The organism is Hylemonella sp. GW821-FHT10B10, from assembly GCF_059415585.1.
The window spans coordinates 1,394,495-1,409,518 of sequence record NZ_JBWKNN010000001.1 but is presented as its reverse complement, the minus strand read 5'-3'; the positions used below and the strand labels follow the sequence as shown (position 1 = coordinate 1,409,518).

Here is a 15,024-nt window from a genome sequence, read left to right as displayed (position 1 = left end):
CGGCTAGATTGGACTCGGTCCACTCTTTCTTCCTGTGGTCGGTGCGGGAGACCGTTGACCGGTCTACGAACGATGTCAGCAACGGCCACAACGACGGATGTCAGTCTGGACTATGCGGCGCTCGCCCCCTTCCGGTACTCCCTGCACGGAGGGAAAGACGATGTCCTCCCATTCGACGTTGGTTTTAAGGTGTACAAGGCCATGAGCCTGTCCGGAGCGGACTGGGCGAAAGGTGGATGGCCGGGACAGTATCTGCGAACCCTGCCCCTAGCCCTACGTCACCAGGCAACGGAGCTTCTATCCAACTGCCGGTACAACGATAGGTATCACTTGCCGGAACTCCGAGGTGTTCCTCATCGTCTCCTTGCGCCACTTCGCGCCATTCCAAGGCCTGCCTTGATTGAATCGCAGGGGATGAAGCTGCTCTTCTCCGAAGTCGGTTTGCCCCGCCCAGTTGCGGAGGCAATTTGCTCGGATGTGCCTTTGCCTCAGTCAAAACGTGGAGCTGAACTTTTCAAAGGGCGCCCGCCAATGTTCACCACTGGCGCCGAGTTAGCGCGCTACCTAGCAGTAGACGACCTGACGCTTTCAGGCGTGATATCCCAAGGGATGCTGGAGGTTCCGAACCGAGAAAGTCCTGGTTTTGACATAGACCAGGTACTGGCAACCCAGCAGTTCATTTCCCATGGACTACTTAATCCTGTCGAACTTGCGCAAATACTGGGGGTGCCGCTGGAACGTCATGACCCGATGTTTGAGGACGTCTTCCCTTCCTGGAATCCTAGGAAATCTGATGACCTGCGGGTTAGTCTGGACCACATTGTCGACCTGCAGATGCAGCTTACAGCCAAGTGGCACGATGCAAAACGCCCAGCGAATCCGAGGACCTTGCGTGCCCTGAGCGAAGAAAGCCCGTTACCGTTCCAGTTGGTTGTCAGGGCGGTCAAGCTAGTCCTGAACGGTTCATTGCGCAGGTTTGACTGGGCGCTTCCATTCGACTGGGCCAGCATTAGCATCGATGCGGAGGACATCAATTTCCTACTCGGCAGCGCGCGTAGCCCTAAGGACTAGTTGCCGTTGACTCAAAGTAGTCAAACGATTTGGGTGAACACGAGGTTCGCTACCAGTGGCAAGGTGACAGCGAAAGAGTGTTGATTTGAGACATTCACGTGTCTTGAATCCCAGACGGAACCTTGCCCCTACGGGTTCTTGTTGGAGGGAAGAGCTCCGGCAAGGAAGAGGCGGCGAACCCAACACGGGCGCGCTCTTGAATCGCTTTGCCCACACCTTGGGTACACACCTAGGTGTTGCGGCGTCATTCTTGACAACGGAGCTAACGCTTGGCTAGCCACATTGACAGCAAAGGCTGCTTGCTTTAACTTTCACTGCGTGCGAAGGCACGTAGACAAGCTTCGCCTTAATCAGAGATTTCGCAGGGATGAGTCCAAGAAATTTAATCGAGTTGATATCCGAAGTCCGGCCACAGTCGGCACTGTTCACTACCTACACCCTAAGTCTTGGCTTCATCGAAAGCGCCCTGCTGCCCACTCTGCGCCAGGCGGGCTGCAAAGAGGTGGCTATCTTGGCCGATGCCGACGAGCTCGATAGCAGCCTTGTCGAGGCGCAGGCGCAAGGGGTCGGACGCCAATATCGGATTGCCGCACTGACGGCTCCTGGAGGAGGCGTTTTTCACCCGAAGCTGGCTTACTTGGTCTGCAAGGACCAGGACATCTTGGCCGTAGGCAGTGGCAATCTGACGGCATCTGGGCTGCATCGACAACTTGAGTGCCTGGACGCGGTCTCAAGCCGGGACTATCCGGCTGTCTTTGCAGACCTCGCCAATTTCGCAGGGCGTCTGGCGCAACTTGTAGACGGCACCTCGAAGCAAGGGGTCGCGGTGCTCAGGTTGCTGGAAAGGCGCGCTCGGCTGGCTTGCACGACGACCTCGCGGCTTTCGATGACGCAGCAATCGACCGTTCGGCTTGTTCACACCTTGGACGACACGGCCAGCTCACAAATCGTTGACCTCTGGAATGGTCAAGGCACTCAAGCGGACTCCTTGCTGGTCCTGGCCCCCTTCCATACGCGCGATGGTTCGCCGGTGCGAAGACTGGGTAAAGCCTTGGCTGCGCACCGGCTCGAATTTGGGCTGGACCCCGTCACAAAAATTGCTCCACTGGAAAAGCCGCGCAAGGCGGAGAAAGCTGGAGCCGCTCCCACGTTTTCGTTTGTCGTTCCGGAGCTGGACCTCGAACCGCGGCGGCTGCATGCGAAGCTGTTCGAGGTGCGCGCCAAGAACACATGCCTGATAGTCTCCGGCTCTATCAACGCCACGCAAACGAGCCTGGAATCCAAGGACAACGTGGAGGTGTCCCTGGCCCGCGTGCTGCCGAAGTCGCCGTTCAAGTGGACCCCATGCAAGCCTGAAGATTTCGTTCCCAACAATTACGAGCCCTCAGCGCGCGAAGTCGGTTTCGCCTACATGGATGCCACGCTGAGCATCGACGGCACGGTGGAAGGCTCGGTCTGGGGGGTGCCCGAGCTACCATCCTCGGCCCTTGCCACGCTTGAGGACGGGCCGGAACAAGAGCTGATTCCAAGGACGATGGTGGCGCTTAACGCGCAGGGACAGTTTTCCTTTCGGCTGCCAAAGCGCCTTGAAACGGACAGCCCCGTTCAACTGACGCTCAAGGGAGCAGGTATAGACGCCCGTTGCTGGCTCAGCGTCGAGGAGGACCTGTCCGCAACCGATGAGCAGCGGCGTGAGAAACTGGCAGTGCGCCATCTGCTGGCGGGCGACTTTGCCAATGACGACGTTCTTGAACTGCTGCAGATGTTTACACGGGCCGCAATACCGCCCCACCCGCAGGGGGGGGCGCCAAGCCGAGGGCAAGGAGGCCTCCGGGCGGCGGGACCTCAGCCGTCGGACGAGCCCTTCTCATTTGCGCCCTGGCAATACGGCGGGGCGAGAAGCCGCTCGGGCATCCCCGGGGGGAGCACCCACGACGTGCTGCGCGCCTATTTCCGTTGGCTGAACTCTGACGAACCGGTTCCAGTGAAACAGCCGGCTGTAGTGGACGCCCCTCCGCCCCCCGCGGCGAGCAAGGGCGTCGCTCGGCCCACGCCAACCGTCCAGCAACCAGCGACAACCCCGGAGGACCTGGAAGAACTGCTGCAGACTCTGCTGGCTGGCATCCCTGCCATATTGCGTGACAACCCCGGACTTGCCACCGGTCCGCTACTTGCTCTGGTGGCGGGTGCTCGGGCTCTCAAGCTGGCGCTCAAGGCAACGTGGGGCGACGATAAGGACTACCAGGGGCTTCGCCACTGGCTGGAGGTCTACAGTGGGTTCCGCTACGCTCAGGACGAGTATCAAAGCCTGAAAAACTTCGCGTTAGGGACCGCTTGCCTGATTATTGCGATGGCCAATCAACGGAACCGGCAAGCCCCGCGCACGGTACTCAAGGACTTTTTGCTGCGCCTGTCTGGCGATTGGCGGGTTTCCGCACCCAATCGGCATGAGGTGAATCTCGCCTTTCAAGACTACGCGTTCGCACGAGTCAGCGCAGGCCTGAAGGCGGCTGCGGTGCAGTCGATTGATGAGCTGTGGCAGGCGAAGCCCTTGGACCAATGCATTGAAGACTTGGTGAAGAACGCGCTGGAACCGGCGTACCAGGCCAGCTTAGAAGATGAAGCGTCCTTTCCGCAGGCCGTGGCCGCGGTGAGGTCCATCCGACGCGTGAATCCGAAGTTGCGAGACTCCGGTCTGCTTCAAACCGAGCGCGAGCTCGACAGTTGCGGCTGCCCTCATTGCTATCGTGCCTTCAGTACGAACCTACGGGACAAACTGAAGTCCAATCACCTTGTCGTCTGCCCGAACTCGATGTGTCGCAAGGCCATCTTTCATTTCGCAGACGAGCATATTGCTCAACGCGTCAAGGAGCGCCTCGCCAATGCTTGAGGGACCCCTCCTCACCTCGCCGCTGAACCCGGGTATAACGGGCAACGACCCCATAGGGCTGGCCGCCGTCAATGAGCGGCTGTACAACGACGTGTTCCCCGGCATCAACAATGTCGTGCGCTATATCAGGGTCTACGGTTCCATCTGCTGGATGGCCCATCAAGTCGAGGAGCACTTGGAGGCGCACGGTTCCCGGCTCGATATGGCGCAGGGCATCGAGCTGGCTCAAAGGGGCTATGAAAAAGTCCAGTTGGTGCTCATCTGGTTGAACCAGGGGAGGGACTTGCGCAACATTCCAGGCATCGAGCGGCGCTTTCCAACAGGAAGCGAGAAGGTCGAGCTTCAGTTTGACCGCGTCGGCGGAAGCGACGGCGGGCTGCTCGGCCCCGACGCCTATGGCCCCAGCATCGTCGCTGGGTTGAAATTCCTAACGGGAAAGACGACGGAGCTGCTCCTCTGCACAGCTGAGGGACGGCAACTCGCCCAGGCCTTTGAAGACCGCGCCCGCACGTTTAAAAAGTACCGCTGGCTGCGCGATGTAACCCAACTGACAACCACTCAAAAAGACATTCTTCAGCTGGAACAGCTGTTTGACGTGACTACGGCATCGCCAGCGGAACAGCAGGCATTTCTGGCACGCTTCTTCCCCGTCGACGCCGAACCGGAATTTCCGGAGGACAAGAAGCGATGGAGGTCTATCCACCTCACCCTCCGCGCGCTGGACGCTGCCGGGTCAACGGGTGCAAGGGGGGGCACGCCAGTTCGTGAGCGAAGCTGAGGTCCGCGCGTGCATGGCCCGGGGGAGCGCAAGCGGCGCGGAGCTCTTCAGCCTCAATGGGGTGGAGCTGCCACAAGCGGAGTGGGCCGTGCTGCAACTGCGCCAGCTACATCGGCTGGCGCTCGAAAAGATGCTCGGCGTGCTGGAAACTTGGCTTACCTACCAACGAGACCCGGACGGCGACAACTCGGTGGAAGCTGTCGCCAACGCCATCGGACAGGGCTGTGAGACGGCGCTTGACGACAATCTGCGTACGACGGTTGCGAGGACTGTAGCCGGCCTGAAGAAGGCGCAGGCCGGCGAATCATGTCTCTACTCGGCGGCAAGCCGGTATCCGAGCCGCAAAGGTGCGGACGTGTTTACGCGCATTTCCGAACTAAGGCACTGCCCTTTTCACTTTGGGGCGGAAGACAGCAATGCTGCACTGGCGCTGGTTTACCAGGCCCTGCTGTTCTGCGCAGTCGAGGCAAATAACTTACTCAAAAATCCTTGGCACAAGAAAGTGCTGCTGGACTTCGATAATGACCGGTACTCGCTGATGGATTTGACACGGACATTGCCCCGATACATGGAGCAAAGCCCTAGCGCCTTCATGGCGCATATTGCCAAGGAATGGGTCATCATTCGCCATTTCCACATCGCCAGCACCCGGACCCTAGTACAGCGCGACGGCAGAAACCGATTTTGGTTCATCATCGGAGACCGTGGGCTAGAACGTTACGCCCCGGCCAAGGGCATCGGTCGCGTCCCCTTTGCTCAGGACAAGCTCGAGCACATCCTGTATCTGTGCTGGCAAAGCGGGCTGCTAGATGAGCGTAAGGAAGAAAAGCGGAGCCTGTACCGTCTCACCAGCGCTGGACGGGCGAGACTCAAGGAATTGGTTGTCTAGGGCGTGGGCTTGTCACGCGGGGGCGAGCGCAACATGGGTCCAAACGCCTTCAAAAGGAGAGCGACCGATGGCGAGCAGGGGGCCCTGCCCGTCGCGGGAGTGCTGGAACTGCCCCTGCCGACACTGGCCAAGCCCGAGGAAGCTCAAGGCCGCGTAAGACCATGGAACAGTAAGAAGGGCCGTAATCCCCATCTCCTCGGCCCTACCTCCTAGCCATCTGTCCCGGTTTGGCCACGTAGGCCGCCTTCGCCTTCTGGAGACGTGTTTGAGTCTTGTGTAGCGGTAAACCGACACCAACGAGGATGCTCTGACGCCCAGCCCTATTGGCCACCGGAGGGAATGCTTAGACGTAGGACCGGTTACCAAAATTTCGCCTTCTTGGAGCTGGCGTGATTTTTCGCCTCTCCAAGCTCTTTGATTCATTTGGGTTGGAGTTACCGAAAATTCATTGCATTGACAGCTAATCATCAGTAATATATCCATATAGATCAATATGATCTGTCGGATATCTAGAAAACACTTGAAATCAGATGGGCAGCAATGCGCCGCTGAAAAGACGTTCGAAATTGCGGCTGGTGATGTCCGCCACGGTCTCGATCGGGCATGAGCGCAGTTGCGCAATCTGCTGCGCAACATATGGAACGTAGGACGGATTGTTGGTCTTGCCGCGATAGGGTACCGGCGCCAGATAAGGACTGTCGGTCTCTATCAGCATGCGGTCCATGGGCACGAAGCCGGCCACCTCGCGCAGGTCGGCGGCATTTTTGAAGGTCAGGATGCCCGAAAACGAGATGTAAAACCCCAGATCCAGAGCAGCCCGGGCTACGGCCATGGTTTCCGTGAAGCAGTGAAAAACACCACCAGCCGAGCCGGCCGAACCGTCCTCGCCCTCCTCCCGCAGCAGCCGCAAGGTGTCGTCGGAAGCGCTGCGGGTGTGAATCACCAGGGGCTTGGAAAGCTGGCGTGCCGCACGGATATGGACGCGAAAGCGCTCGCGCTGCCATTCCATGTCGGCCACGGTCCGTTCGCCCAGTCGGTAGTAATCCAGTCCGGTCTCGCCAATGCCGATCACACGTGGCAGGCGGCCGCGGGTCAGTAGATCGTCCAGCCTGGGTTCGGTCACGTCCTCGTTGTCCGGGTGCACACCGACCGTGGCCCAGAAATTGTCATGCTGCAGTGCCAGACCGTGCACATCGTCGAATTCTTCCAGCGTGGTGCAGATGCACAGGGCGCGTGTGACTTGGGCTGCGGCCATGGCCTCGCGGATGCGTGGCAAGTCTTCCCGCAGTTCAGGGAAAGTCAGATGGCAGTGGGAGTCGGTGTACATGGCAAAGGGCACGCGGAAGATCATTGCTGCGGGTCAACCGCAGCGCTCAGATGGTCTGCGTGGTCCGGTCAGAGCTCAGGTGCGAGCCCAGGATCTCTTCGATCTTGTTCTTGAGCATGCGGGACTTCTCGTCCGCTGGAAAGCGCACGCCGACTCCCTGGGTGCGGGTTCCGGCTGCCTTGGCAGGGGTCACCCAGGCCACCTTGCCGGCTACCGGGTAGCGCTGGTTGTCGTCGGGAAGCGACATCAGCACATAAACGTCGTCCCCCAGGCGGTATTCCCGGGTGGTCGGGATGAACACCCCACCTTCGGTGAACAAGGGGATGTAAGCCGCATAAAGCGCAGCTTTCTCCTTGATGGCCAGCTGAATGACACTGGGCCGAGGGGCGTTGTTGGGAGCTGTGGACATGGTGGGCGTGGAACGGAAGCGGCTAGTTTAGAGCGGTTTGGGCGCGGCTCACAAGCGCTTCGATCATCAGGCCGCTGTTGTAGGGGTGCTCGGCGCTGCGGCTTTCCTGTCCCAGTTCGCGTTGCCAGGCGCTGAGCGCGGTCAAGGGCGGGGGGGCGGGCAGATCTCCGCTTTCGAAATAACGCGGCGCGGCGCCTGTTCCCAAGGCCATCAGATCGTGGCAAAGCTTGTGCATGGCGTCGATCAACTGGGCCGGGCTGAAGTCGGCCAGAGCAACCAAATCGCCGCGCTGCAGCGCGCGCGGAAGACTGCGCCAGCTTTTCGGGTCGCGCCCGGACACAGCAAAGAGCAAAGCGTCCTCGGGCCGGCCCCCGGCCGCGCGCAGCAGCGTGCGGGCATCACCAGCGGCCACGCCCTGCTCCTGCAGCCATGGCAAGGCCGCGCTTTCCTGGGGCCAGTACATCACGTGGGTCAGGCAGCGACTGCGGATGGTGGGCAACAACTGGTGCGCGGCTTCACTGGCCAGCACGAAGCGCACGTCACCGGGTGGCTCCTCCAGGGTCTTGAGCAGGGCATTGGCCGTGACATGGTTCATACGCTCGGCCGGGTAGACCAGCACCGCCTTCCCACGCCCGCGCGCGCTCGTGCGCTGGGCAAATTCGATGGCATCACGCATGGCTTCGATGCGGATTTCCTTGCTCGGTTTGCGCTTTTTTTCGTCGATGTCGCTTTGGGATTTTTCGTCCAGGGGCCAGCCCAGCTCCAGCATCACGGTCTCGGGCATGAGCACGCACAGGTCGGCATGGGTGCGAACATCGATGGCATGACAGGAGGGGCAGTTGCCACAGGCGCCCTGCTCTGCCGGCTGTTCACACAGCCAGGCCCGGACCAGCGCCAGGCCCAGGCTGTACTGGCCCAGGCCCGAGGGCCCCTGCAGCAGCCAGGCATGGCCCCGCTGAGCCAGCAACTGCCGGCTTTGCAAGGCAATCCACGGCGCCAGCGCGCTCATGTCAGCCATCCTCTGTTTTTCATGGCTTGCAATACGTCCAACCAGACGGTCTCGCGGCTTTGCGCGGCGTCGATACGGGCAAAACGCTTCGGGTCCTGGAGCAGGCGTTCGGCATACCCTTGCGCCACGCGGCGGAAGAATTCCACCGGTTGGGCCTCGAACTTATCGGGCACGCGTGCGCCGGCCAGACGTTGGGCAGCAATGACCGGGTCCAGATCGAACCAGATCGTCAGGTCGGGCTGGCGCAAGGACGTGCCGGGGGGCAGAGCCTGAACCCAGGTTTCAAGCACGCCCAGGATCTGCGTATCGAAACCACGACCGCCGCCCTGGTAGGCATAGGTGGCGTCGGTAAACCGGTCGCACAGCACGACCTCACCGCGAGCCAGCGCGGGTTCTATGCGCTGTTGCAGGTGGTCGCGCCGCGCGGCGAATACCAACAGAGCCTCGGTCATGGCATCCATGGGGTCGTTGAGCACCAGGGCGCGCAGCTTCTCGGCCAACGGCGTGCCACCTGGCTCGCGAGTGAGCGTCACGCTGCGGCCCTGCGTGCGAAGTGCCTGGGCCAGGCTCTCGATATGGGTTGACTTGCCGGCCCCGTCGATGCCTTCGAAGCTGATGAACAGGCCCGCCATTCAGCGTTGTCCCAGCTGGTATTTGCGCACGGCGCGGTTGTGCTCTTCCAGCGTCGCGCTGAACTCGCTGGTCCCGTCGCCGCGCGCCACGAAATACAGGGCCCGGGTCGCTGCCGGCTGCACGGCGGCGAGCAAAGAGTCCTGGCCTGGCATGGCGATGGGCGTAGGTGGGAGGCCGGCGCGGGTGTAGGTGTTCCAGGGTGTGTCGGTCTGCAGGTCGCGCTTGCGCAGATTACCGTCGAACTTGGAGCCCAAGCCGTAAATCACGGTGGGATCGGTCTGCAGCAGCATGCCGATGCGCAGGCGGTTGTTGAAAACCCCCGAGATCTGGCCGCGGTCCGAGGGGCGACCGGTTTCCTTCTCGACGATGCTGGCCAGGATCAGGGCCTCGTCTGGGGTCTTGAGCGGGCTGTCGGGCGCGCGCTGGGCCCAGGCAGCCGCCAGCCGCTGGTCCATCTCCTGCATGGCGCGGCGCAGCAGGGCGAGGTCGCTCGATCCTTTGGCATAGCTGTAGGTGGTCGGGAAAAAGCGTCCTTCAGGATGCAGGCCTGGACGGCCCAGTTTTTCCATGACGGCGGCATCGCCGAGTTCCTGCATATCGGGCCGGAGTTGATCGGCCTTGCGCAACAATTCACGCCACTGGCTGAAGGTCAACCCCTCGACCAAGGTCACACTGCGCTGGGCGACTTCTCCGCGAACCAGCTTGGCCACCACGGTGCGTGGTGTCGGCTCACCGCTGATCTCGTAGCTGCCCGCCTTGATCTGGCGCGCCTGGCCGGAGAGCCGTATCCACCAATAGAGCAGTTGCGGATCGACCTGAACCCCACCTTGCACCAGGGACTGCACCACGGCGCGTGCCGGCATGCCGGGTTCGACCGTCAACTCCACCGTCTCGGTCTTCAGGTCCAGGGGCTGCTGCAGCCACCAGACGGCACCGGCAAACAGCATGCTGGCCAGCAGAAACAAAAACGACGCAATGAATTTCACAGCCCTACGAATCCTATGTGTACAGCGGACGATGATAATTCACCCTCATGAACTTCATCCTGAATGGCCTCGCCCCCCTGCCCCATCTTGGTGTGATACGCGCCGAGGGTGAGGATGCCGCCAAATTCCTGCATGGCCAGCTGACCCAGGACTTTTCCCTGCTGGGCCTGTCCGAGGCTCGCCTGGCGGCCTTCTGTTCGGCCAAGGGGCGTATGCAGGCCAGTTTCGTCGCCTTCAAGCGCAGCCATGGCGAGATCTTGCTGGTCTGCAGCCGCGATTTGCTCGCGCCCACGCTCAAACGCCTGTCCATGTTTGTCTTGCGTGCCAAGGTCAAGCTCAGTGATGCCAGCAGCGAGTTGCTCCTGTACGGGCTGGCCGGCCAGGCCCTGCAGACCCTGGCGCCCGGAGTCCATTCGCCATGGAGCCGTAACGACCTGGGCGCTGCCAGCTTGGTACACCTGTATCCGGCTGATGGCACGCCCCGCGCCCTGTGGGTGGCGCCGGTTGGTACCCCTCTTCCGGTGGTTCCCGCGCTGAAACACGAGGACTGGCTCTGGGGTGAGGTACGTAGCGGCGTGGCCACACTGACGCAGCCTGTCTTCGAAGCCTTTGTGCCGCAGATGCTCAACTATGAGTCCGTCGGTGGTGTCAATTTCAAAAAAGGCTGCTATCCCGGGCAGGAGGTGGTGGCGCGTAGCCAGTTCCGTGGCACGCTCAAGCGTCGGGCGTATCTGGCCCACAGCGCGGCCGACGTGCAGGCCGGTCAGGAAGTCTTCGATGCGGTCGATACCAGCCAGCCTTGCGGCATCGTGGCCCAGGCCGCAGCAGCGCCCGGTGGTGGCTGCGACGCCATTGTCTCGTTGCAGATCTCGGCGGCGGGCGCCAGCCTGCTGCTGGGCCAGGCGGGTGGTCCGTCGGTGGAACTGCTGCCCCTGCCCTACGCCCTGCTTGAAGATATCTGAGCCAGGTCAGCGCAGCTGGTCACGGTAGTCCGGCGGCACCCTCTGGCGCACCTGGGGCTTCAAGGACTCGGGAGTGGCTTCCCACGCAGCTTGGAAGGATTGCAGTGCCTGTGGGCGGTTCTTCAGATCCGGCCCGGCATACACCATGGCCGTCTTGAGCCAGCTGTCGATGTGGGTGTCGGGCCACAAGGCGCGTCGCAGGCGCTGCGACTCAAGGGCCAATGCAAAATCCTTGTTCCGCAGTCCCAGAACATAGGCGTACTCAACCAGGTCGGGTTCGACCTGGCCTCCGGCCAGGTGTTCACGCAGGCGAGCCAAGGCCAGAGCATCCTGTCGGCGGCCCAGCAGCAACATGATCTCGACCGAGCGCAAGGATGGTGCGTCCGGTCTTATGGCTTGCGCGCGCTCGTAATAGGCCTGGGCCTGTGCCAGATCCCCGGTACGGATGCAGGCCCTGGCCAGATTGGCCAACAGGGCCACCACGTGGGGGCGTGAATCCAGCACCGAGGCCCAGATCCAGCGTGCGTTCTGCCAATCGCCCCAGGCGGCCAGTTCATCCGCCACCAGGGGCGTGATCTTGCGATAGTGAGGGTGGATGCTGATGCCCTCCCGAACCAGCCGCAGCATGTCCGCGCGCGCGCCTTGCCAGCGTGGATCGTCCGGGGCGCCGGTCATGGAGATCGCATAAGCCAGCTGTGCAGCGCGCACCAGACGGGTTTCGGCGGCAACAGCGCGCCAACTGGTCCAGACGGCCAGTGCCGAGGCCAGCGTCAAGCCCGCGAGGGCCAGACCCGGCAACAAGGCTGGCATGCGCGGGAACAACGGTCGCCCGGGATGGGCGGACCGGCGCCGCAGATCGGACGCCGCCAGCGCTCCCAGACTCAACGCAAACAGGGCACCGGTACTGGCCAGTCGCCAGGGAAACCCTGCACCGCTAACTACCAGCAAGCCCAGCAGGCTGGTCAGCAGGATGGCACGCCAAGGGGCCTCCTGCGGGTCCGCCGGCTGGCCTGCGCCTTGCTCTGTCCAGGTCCGGTAGGCGGCCCGCAACAGATAGCCCCCAAGCAGCAGTGCAAACAGCCAGCCCGCTGCGCCGTATTCGGCGAGCAGCTGCAGGTACTCGTTGTGCGCGTAGTAGTCTGTTTCCAGTTGAGTTCCTGCTGCCTGGTAGAGGGGGACTTCCACCTCCCAGGCGCCGGCGCCGACACCCGCCAGCGGCCGATCGGCGATCAGACGCAATGTCGCCTGCCACATCTGTAGACGGACACTGGACGATCCCTCGCTGTACTCAGAAGCTGTTCCCAGCGAGCTGCCTCGGATGAAGGCGCGTTCCAGGGCCGTATGCCCAATGCCCTCCTGGGCGAGATAGGCATTGCCGGTGGACAGGCTGCCCAGCCCCAGCAGCGTGCCCAGCAGGATGACGCCAGTCAGCCAGCCATCGGTTTGCGCCCAGCGCGTGAACTCAAGCCGGCCGCGGTAGCGCCAGAGGATCAGCGCAAGCGCCGGCAACAGCACCAGCGAAGCCAGCAGCGCGGAGCGCGTGCCCGTCATCAGCAATGCCAGAACATTGAATGAAGTGCTGAACACCCGCAGGACGATCTGGGAGCGTCCCTGCGCCTGGGCGGTCAGCAGCACCGAAAACGGCAGCGTACAGACCACAAACTCGGCGTAGAAATTGCGATTCAGAAAGGTCGAGCCCGGCGGCGGCAACTGGGGGAAAAGCCGAAGATCCAGCCAGAACTGCAAGGCCACCCAGAGCGAAGCCAGCACCGCACCCCAGTGAATGCCCGTGGCCAGCACGCCCAGACGTTCCAGCGTGAGGGTATTGAGTCCCAGCCAAAGCAACAGCGCAAAGATGAACCAGCGCACTGCCTCCACCCCGGCCAGGTAAGTGTGCGACCAGGCCATGCTGCCCAGGGCCCAGGCCATCAGCAGCAGGGGCAGGCACAGCAGCGGATGCCAGCGCAACAGCTGTGGCGTGCGCAGGCCCTGCCAGCACAACAGCAGGGATGCGCCCAGGGCGGCAAATACCACCAGGATCGATTTCAGCGTGTCCTGCAGCACCAGTTCGCCGGGCATCCCGACCACTGGCACCAGCCAGAGCATGGCGGCCAGCACGAGCACGACGCCATCCGCCCCGGCGGGCCAGCGCAAGCCGGCTTGCAACTGGCTCATGTCAGCTTCCGGTGCATCTCTAGATGCGGAATGCCGGCTTCTTCGAAAGGCGTGCCCTGCCCTACGAAGCCCAGTTGCCGGTAAAAGCCCTCGGCGCTGCGCTGGGCATGCAGGACCACGCTGCGGTCGCCACGCTGGCGGGCTGCGTCCATCAGTGCGCGCAGGATGTCCCGGCCCAGTCCGCTACCGCGCAACACGCGGCTGACCGCCATGCGCCCTATCCTGGCGACCCCGGGCTCATGTTGCAGCAGGCGCCCTGTGGCGACGGGCATGCCCAGGCGGTTATAGGCCACGGCATGCAGGGCGGTGGCGTCGTCCTCATCCCATTCCAGTTCCAGCGGGATCTGCTGCTCCTGTACAAAGACCTCGGTACGCACCCGGCCAGCGGCATCACCGAGCTGATTCCAGCCGCCCAGGCGAAGGTCCACCATGGCCTCGCCCGCTTCAAAGCCTGTCAGAGTGTCGCGCAGTTGCTGCGGGACAGCTTGTGAGGTCTGTGTGGCCGGGTCGGCATAGACGTAGACCAGTTCCTGCGCCACCAGCAACTGATCGCCGCGGAACACGCCTCCGCGGAACTGGATGGACGAGTTGCCGATGCGCTCGCACTTCAGGCCGATGGCCAGCTGGTCGTCATAACGCGCCGAGGCGTGGTATTCGAGGCTGGCCTTTTTCACATAGAGGTCACCCCCCAGATGCACCATGGCCGCCTCGTAAGGCAGGGCCAGGGCGCGCCAATAGTCGCTGATGGCCGTGTCGAAGTACATCAGGTAGTGGGCATTGAAAACGATCTTCTGCATGTCCACCTCGGCCCAACGCACGCGCAAGGGGTGGAAGAAACGGAAGTCGGCTCGGGTGGTGTGCTGGCTCATGGGTCAGGGGGTGCCAAAGGCGTGTTTCAGGGCGCGCGCGGCGTCGGCATGGGCTTGCAGGGCCTCGGGGATGGCTCGCCCCATCTTGATGAACTCGTGCACCATGCCGCGGTAGATCTCCAGATCGACGGCCACGCCAGCGGCGCGCAACTTGTCGGCGTACATCACGCCCTCGTCCACCAGCGGGTCGCACTCGGCCAGGCCGATCCAGGCTGGCGCTACGCCGTCCACATCGGGCGCCAGCAAGGGCGCGAAGCGCCACTCGTCGCGGTCGGCCGGCGTGTTGACATAGTGGTTGAAGAAATACGTGATCTGCGCCTCGCCGATCACGAAGCCCTCGGCATAGGTCTTGTGGGAAGGTGTTTCCTGGTGCGCGGCGCAGCCCGGATAGAACAGCATCTGCAGGGCCAGGAGCAGGCCCGCGTCGCGCGCCTCGATGGCACAGACCGCTGCCAGCGTGCCGCCGGCGCTGTCACCGCCGACCGCGATGCGCGTGCCATCCAGGCCCAGGGCCCCGGCCTCCCGGGCCAGCCACTGCAAGGCATCCCAGGCGTCATTGGAGGCTGTGGGGAATTTGTGTTCGGGTGCCAGCCGGTAGTCCACCGACACCACGGCGCAATGCGCCAGATGGCTGAGCCGGCGGCACAGGGCGTCGTGCGTAGCGACGCTGCCGATGGTGAAACCACCGCCATGGAAATACACCAGTACGGGCAGCTTTTCCGCAGACGGCGCGTAAAGGCGGATGCCGATCGTGTGGCCATCACGGACAGGCACCCGCAGGTCTTCCACACGAGCCAGCTTGTGGCCCGCGATGTCCAGCATGCCGGAGCCGACCTCATAGACCTGGCGTGCCTGTTGCGGGCTCAGGGCATGCATAGGGGGCTGGCGGGTGCGTCCCATGCGGTCCAGCAGTTGGTGCATGGCCGGGGTCAGCAGGGCCCGCGGGTTGCGTTGGTGACTCATGAAACGGAAAAGGCTTGCTAAAGTAGTCAGAGAAAGATTTCAAATCGTACACTGCGGAGGCAA

General features: G+C 62.5%; 13 protein-coding genes. 5 read left to right on the top strand and 8 right to left on the bottom strand.

The window, feature by feature from the left end:
- Positions 1-414 precede the first annotated feature (414 nt).
- From AC07NT_RS06865 to AC07NT_RS06850, 4 genes are all read left to right on the top strand, one after another.
- The gene (locus AC07NT_RS06865) at positions 415-1,071 is read left to right on the top strand and encodes a hypothetical protein (protein ID WP_498598524.1); all 657 of its coding nucleotides are present in this window, start codon (positions 415-417) and stop codon (positions 1,069-1,071) included.
- Positions 1,072-1,462: 391 nt separating this feature from the next.
- Positions 1,463-3,961, top strand: coding sequence for a phospholipase D-like domain-containing protein (locus AC07NT_RS06860; RefSeq protein ID WP_498597190.1), 2,499 nt, complete (start codon positions 1,463-1,465; stop codon positions 3,959-3,961).
- Entirely contained in the window at positions 3,954-4,739 is a 786-nt protein-coding gene (locus AC07NT_RS06855) for a hypothetical protein (RefSeq protein ID WP_498597191.1), read from the top strand. Before AC07NT_RS06860 ends, AC07NT_RS06855 begins: the two co-directional genes overlap by 8 nt.
- On the top strand, positions 4,726-5,628 hold the full coding sequence (locus AC07NT_RS06850; protein WP_498597192.1) for a hypothetical protein: 903 nt from the start codon (positions 4,726-4,728) through the stop codon (positions 5,626-5,628). Before AC07NT_RS06855 ends, AC07NT_RS06850 begins: the two co-directional genes overlap by 14 nt.
- A 526-nt stretch (positions 5,629-6,154) precedes the next feature.
- Here the strand turns inward: AC07NT_RS06850 and AC07NT_RS06845 are convergent.
- Genes AC07NT_RS06845 through mltG form a run of 5 tightly spaced genes read right to left on the bottom strand, consistent with a single transcriptional unit; the run spans position 6,155 to position 9,992 of the window.
- Positions 6,155-6,955, bottom strand: coding sequence for a TatD family hydrolase (locus AC07NT_RS06845; RefSeq protein WP_498598486.1), 801 nt, complete (start codon positions 6,953-6,955; stop codon positions 6,155-6,157).
- Positions 6,956-7,001: 46 nt separating this feature from the next.
- The gene (locus AC07NT_RS06840) at positions 7,002-7,364 is read right to left on the bottom strand and encodes a PilZ domain-containing protein (protein ID WP_498597193.1); all 363 of its coding nucleotides are present in this window, start codon (positions 7,362-7,364) and stop codon (positions 7,002-7,004) included.
- Positions 7,365-7,386: 22 nt separating this feature from the next.
- Complete coding sequence (locus AC07NT_RS06835) at positions 7,387-8,373, bottom strand: DNA polymerase III delta subunit-related protein (protein ID WP_498598487.1); 987 nt, start codon at positions 8,371-8,373, stop codon at positions 7,387-7,389.
- Positions 8,370-9,005: a dTMP kinase gene (tmk, locus tag AC07NT_RS06830; protein WP_498597194.1), complete on the bottom strand. Its 636-nt coding sequence runs from the start codon at positions 9,003-9,005 to the stop codon at positions 8,370-8,372. The genes AC07NT_RS06835 and tmk overlap by 4 nt, the downstream gene beginning before the upstream one ends.
- A complete protein-coding gene (mltG, locus tag AC07NT_RS06825; RefSeq protein WP_498597195.1) occupies positions 9,006-9,992 on the bottom strand; it encodes an endolytic transglycosylase MltG in 987 nt (328 codons plus the stop codon). It abuts the gene before it with no gap.
- Positions 9,993-10,039: 47 nt separating this feature from the next.
- Between mltG and ygfZ the strand changes: the two genes are divergently transcribed.
- Positions 10,040-10,954 (top strand): CAF17-like 4Fe-4S cluster assembly/insertion protein YgfZ, encoded by a 915-nt coding sequence (ygfZ, locus tag AC07NT_RS06820; protein ID WP_498597196.1) that lies wholly within the window; start codon positions 10,040-10,042, stop codon positions 10,952-10,954.
- Between the two features lie 6 nt (positions 10,955-10,960).
- On the opposite strand, the gene AC07NT_RS06815 is transcribed toward ygfZ, so the two are convergent.
- From AC07NT_RS06815 to AC07NT_RS06805, 3 genes are read right to left on the bottom strand one after another with little or no spacing between them, the layout of a single operon-like run.
- Positions 10,961-13,129 carry an O-antigen ligase family protein gene (locus AC07NT_RS06815; protein WP_498597197.1) on the bottom strand — a complete coding sequence of 723 codons (2,169 nt, stop codon included), beginning with the start codon at positions 13,127-13,129 and terminating at the stop codon, positions 10,961-10,963.
- A complete protein-coding gene (locus AC07NT_RS06810) occupies positions 13,126-13,998 on the bottom strand; it encodes a YbgC/FadM family acyl-CoA thioesterase (RefSeq protein WP_498597198.1) in 873 nt (290 codons plus the stop codon). The genes AC07NT_RS06815 and AC07NT_RS06810 overlap by 4 nt, the downstream gene beginning before the upstream one ends.
- A gap of 3 nt (positions 13,999-14,001) precedes the next feature.
- Complete coding sequence (locus tag AC07NT_RS06805; RefSeq protein ID WP_498597199.1) at positions 14,002-14,961, bottom strand: alpha/beta hydrolase; 960 nt, start codon at positions 14,959-14,961, stop codon at positions 14,002-14,004.
- Positions 14,962-15,024: the final 63 nt, after the last annotated feature.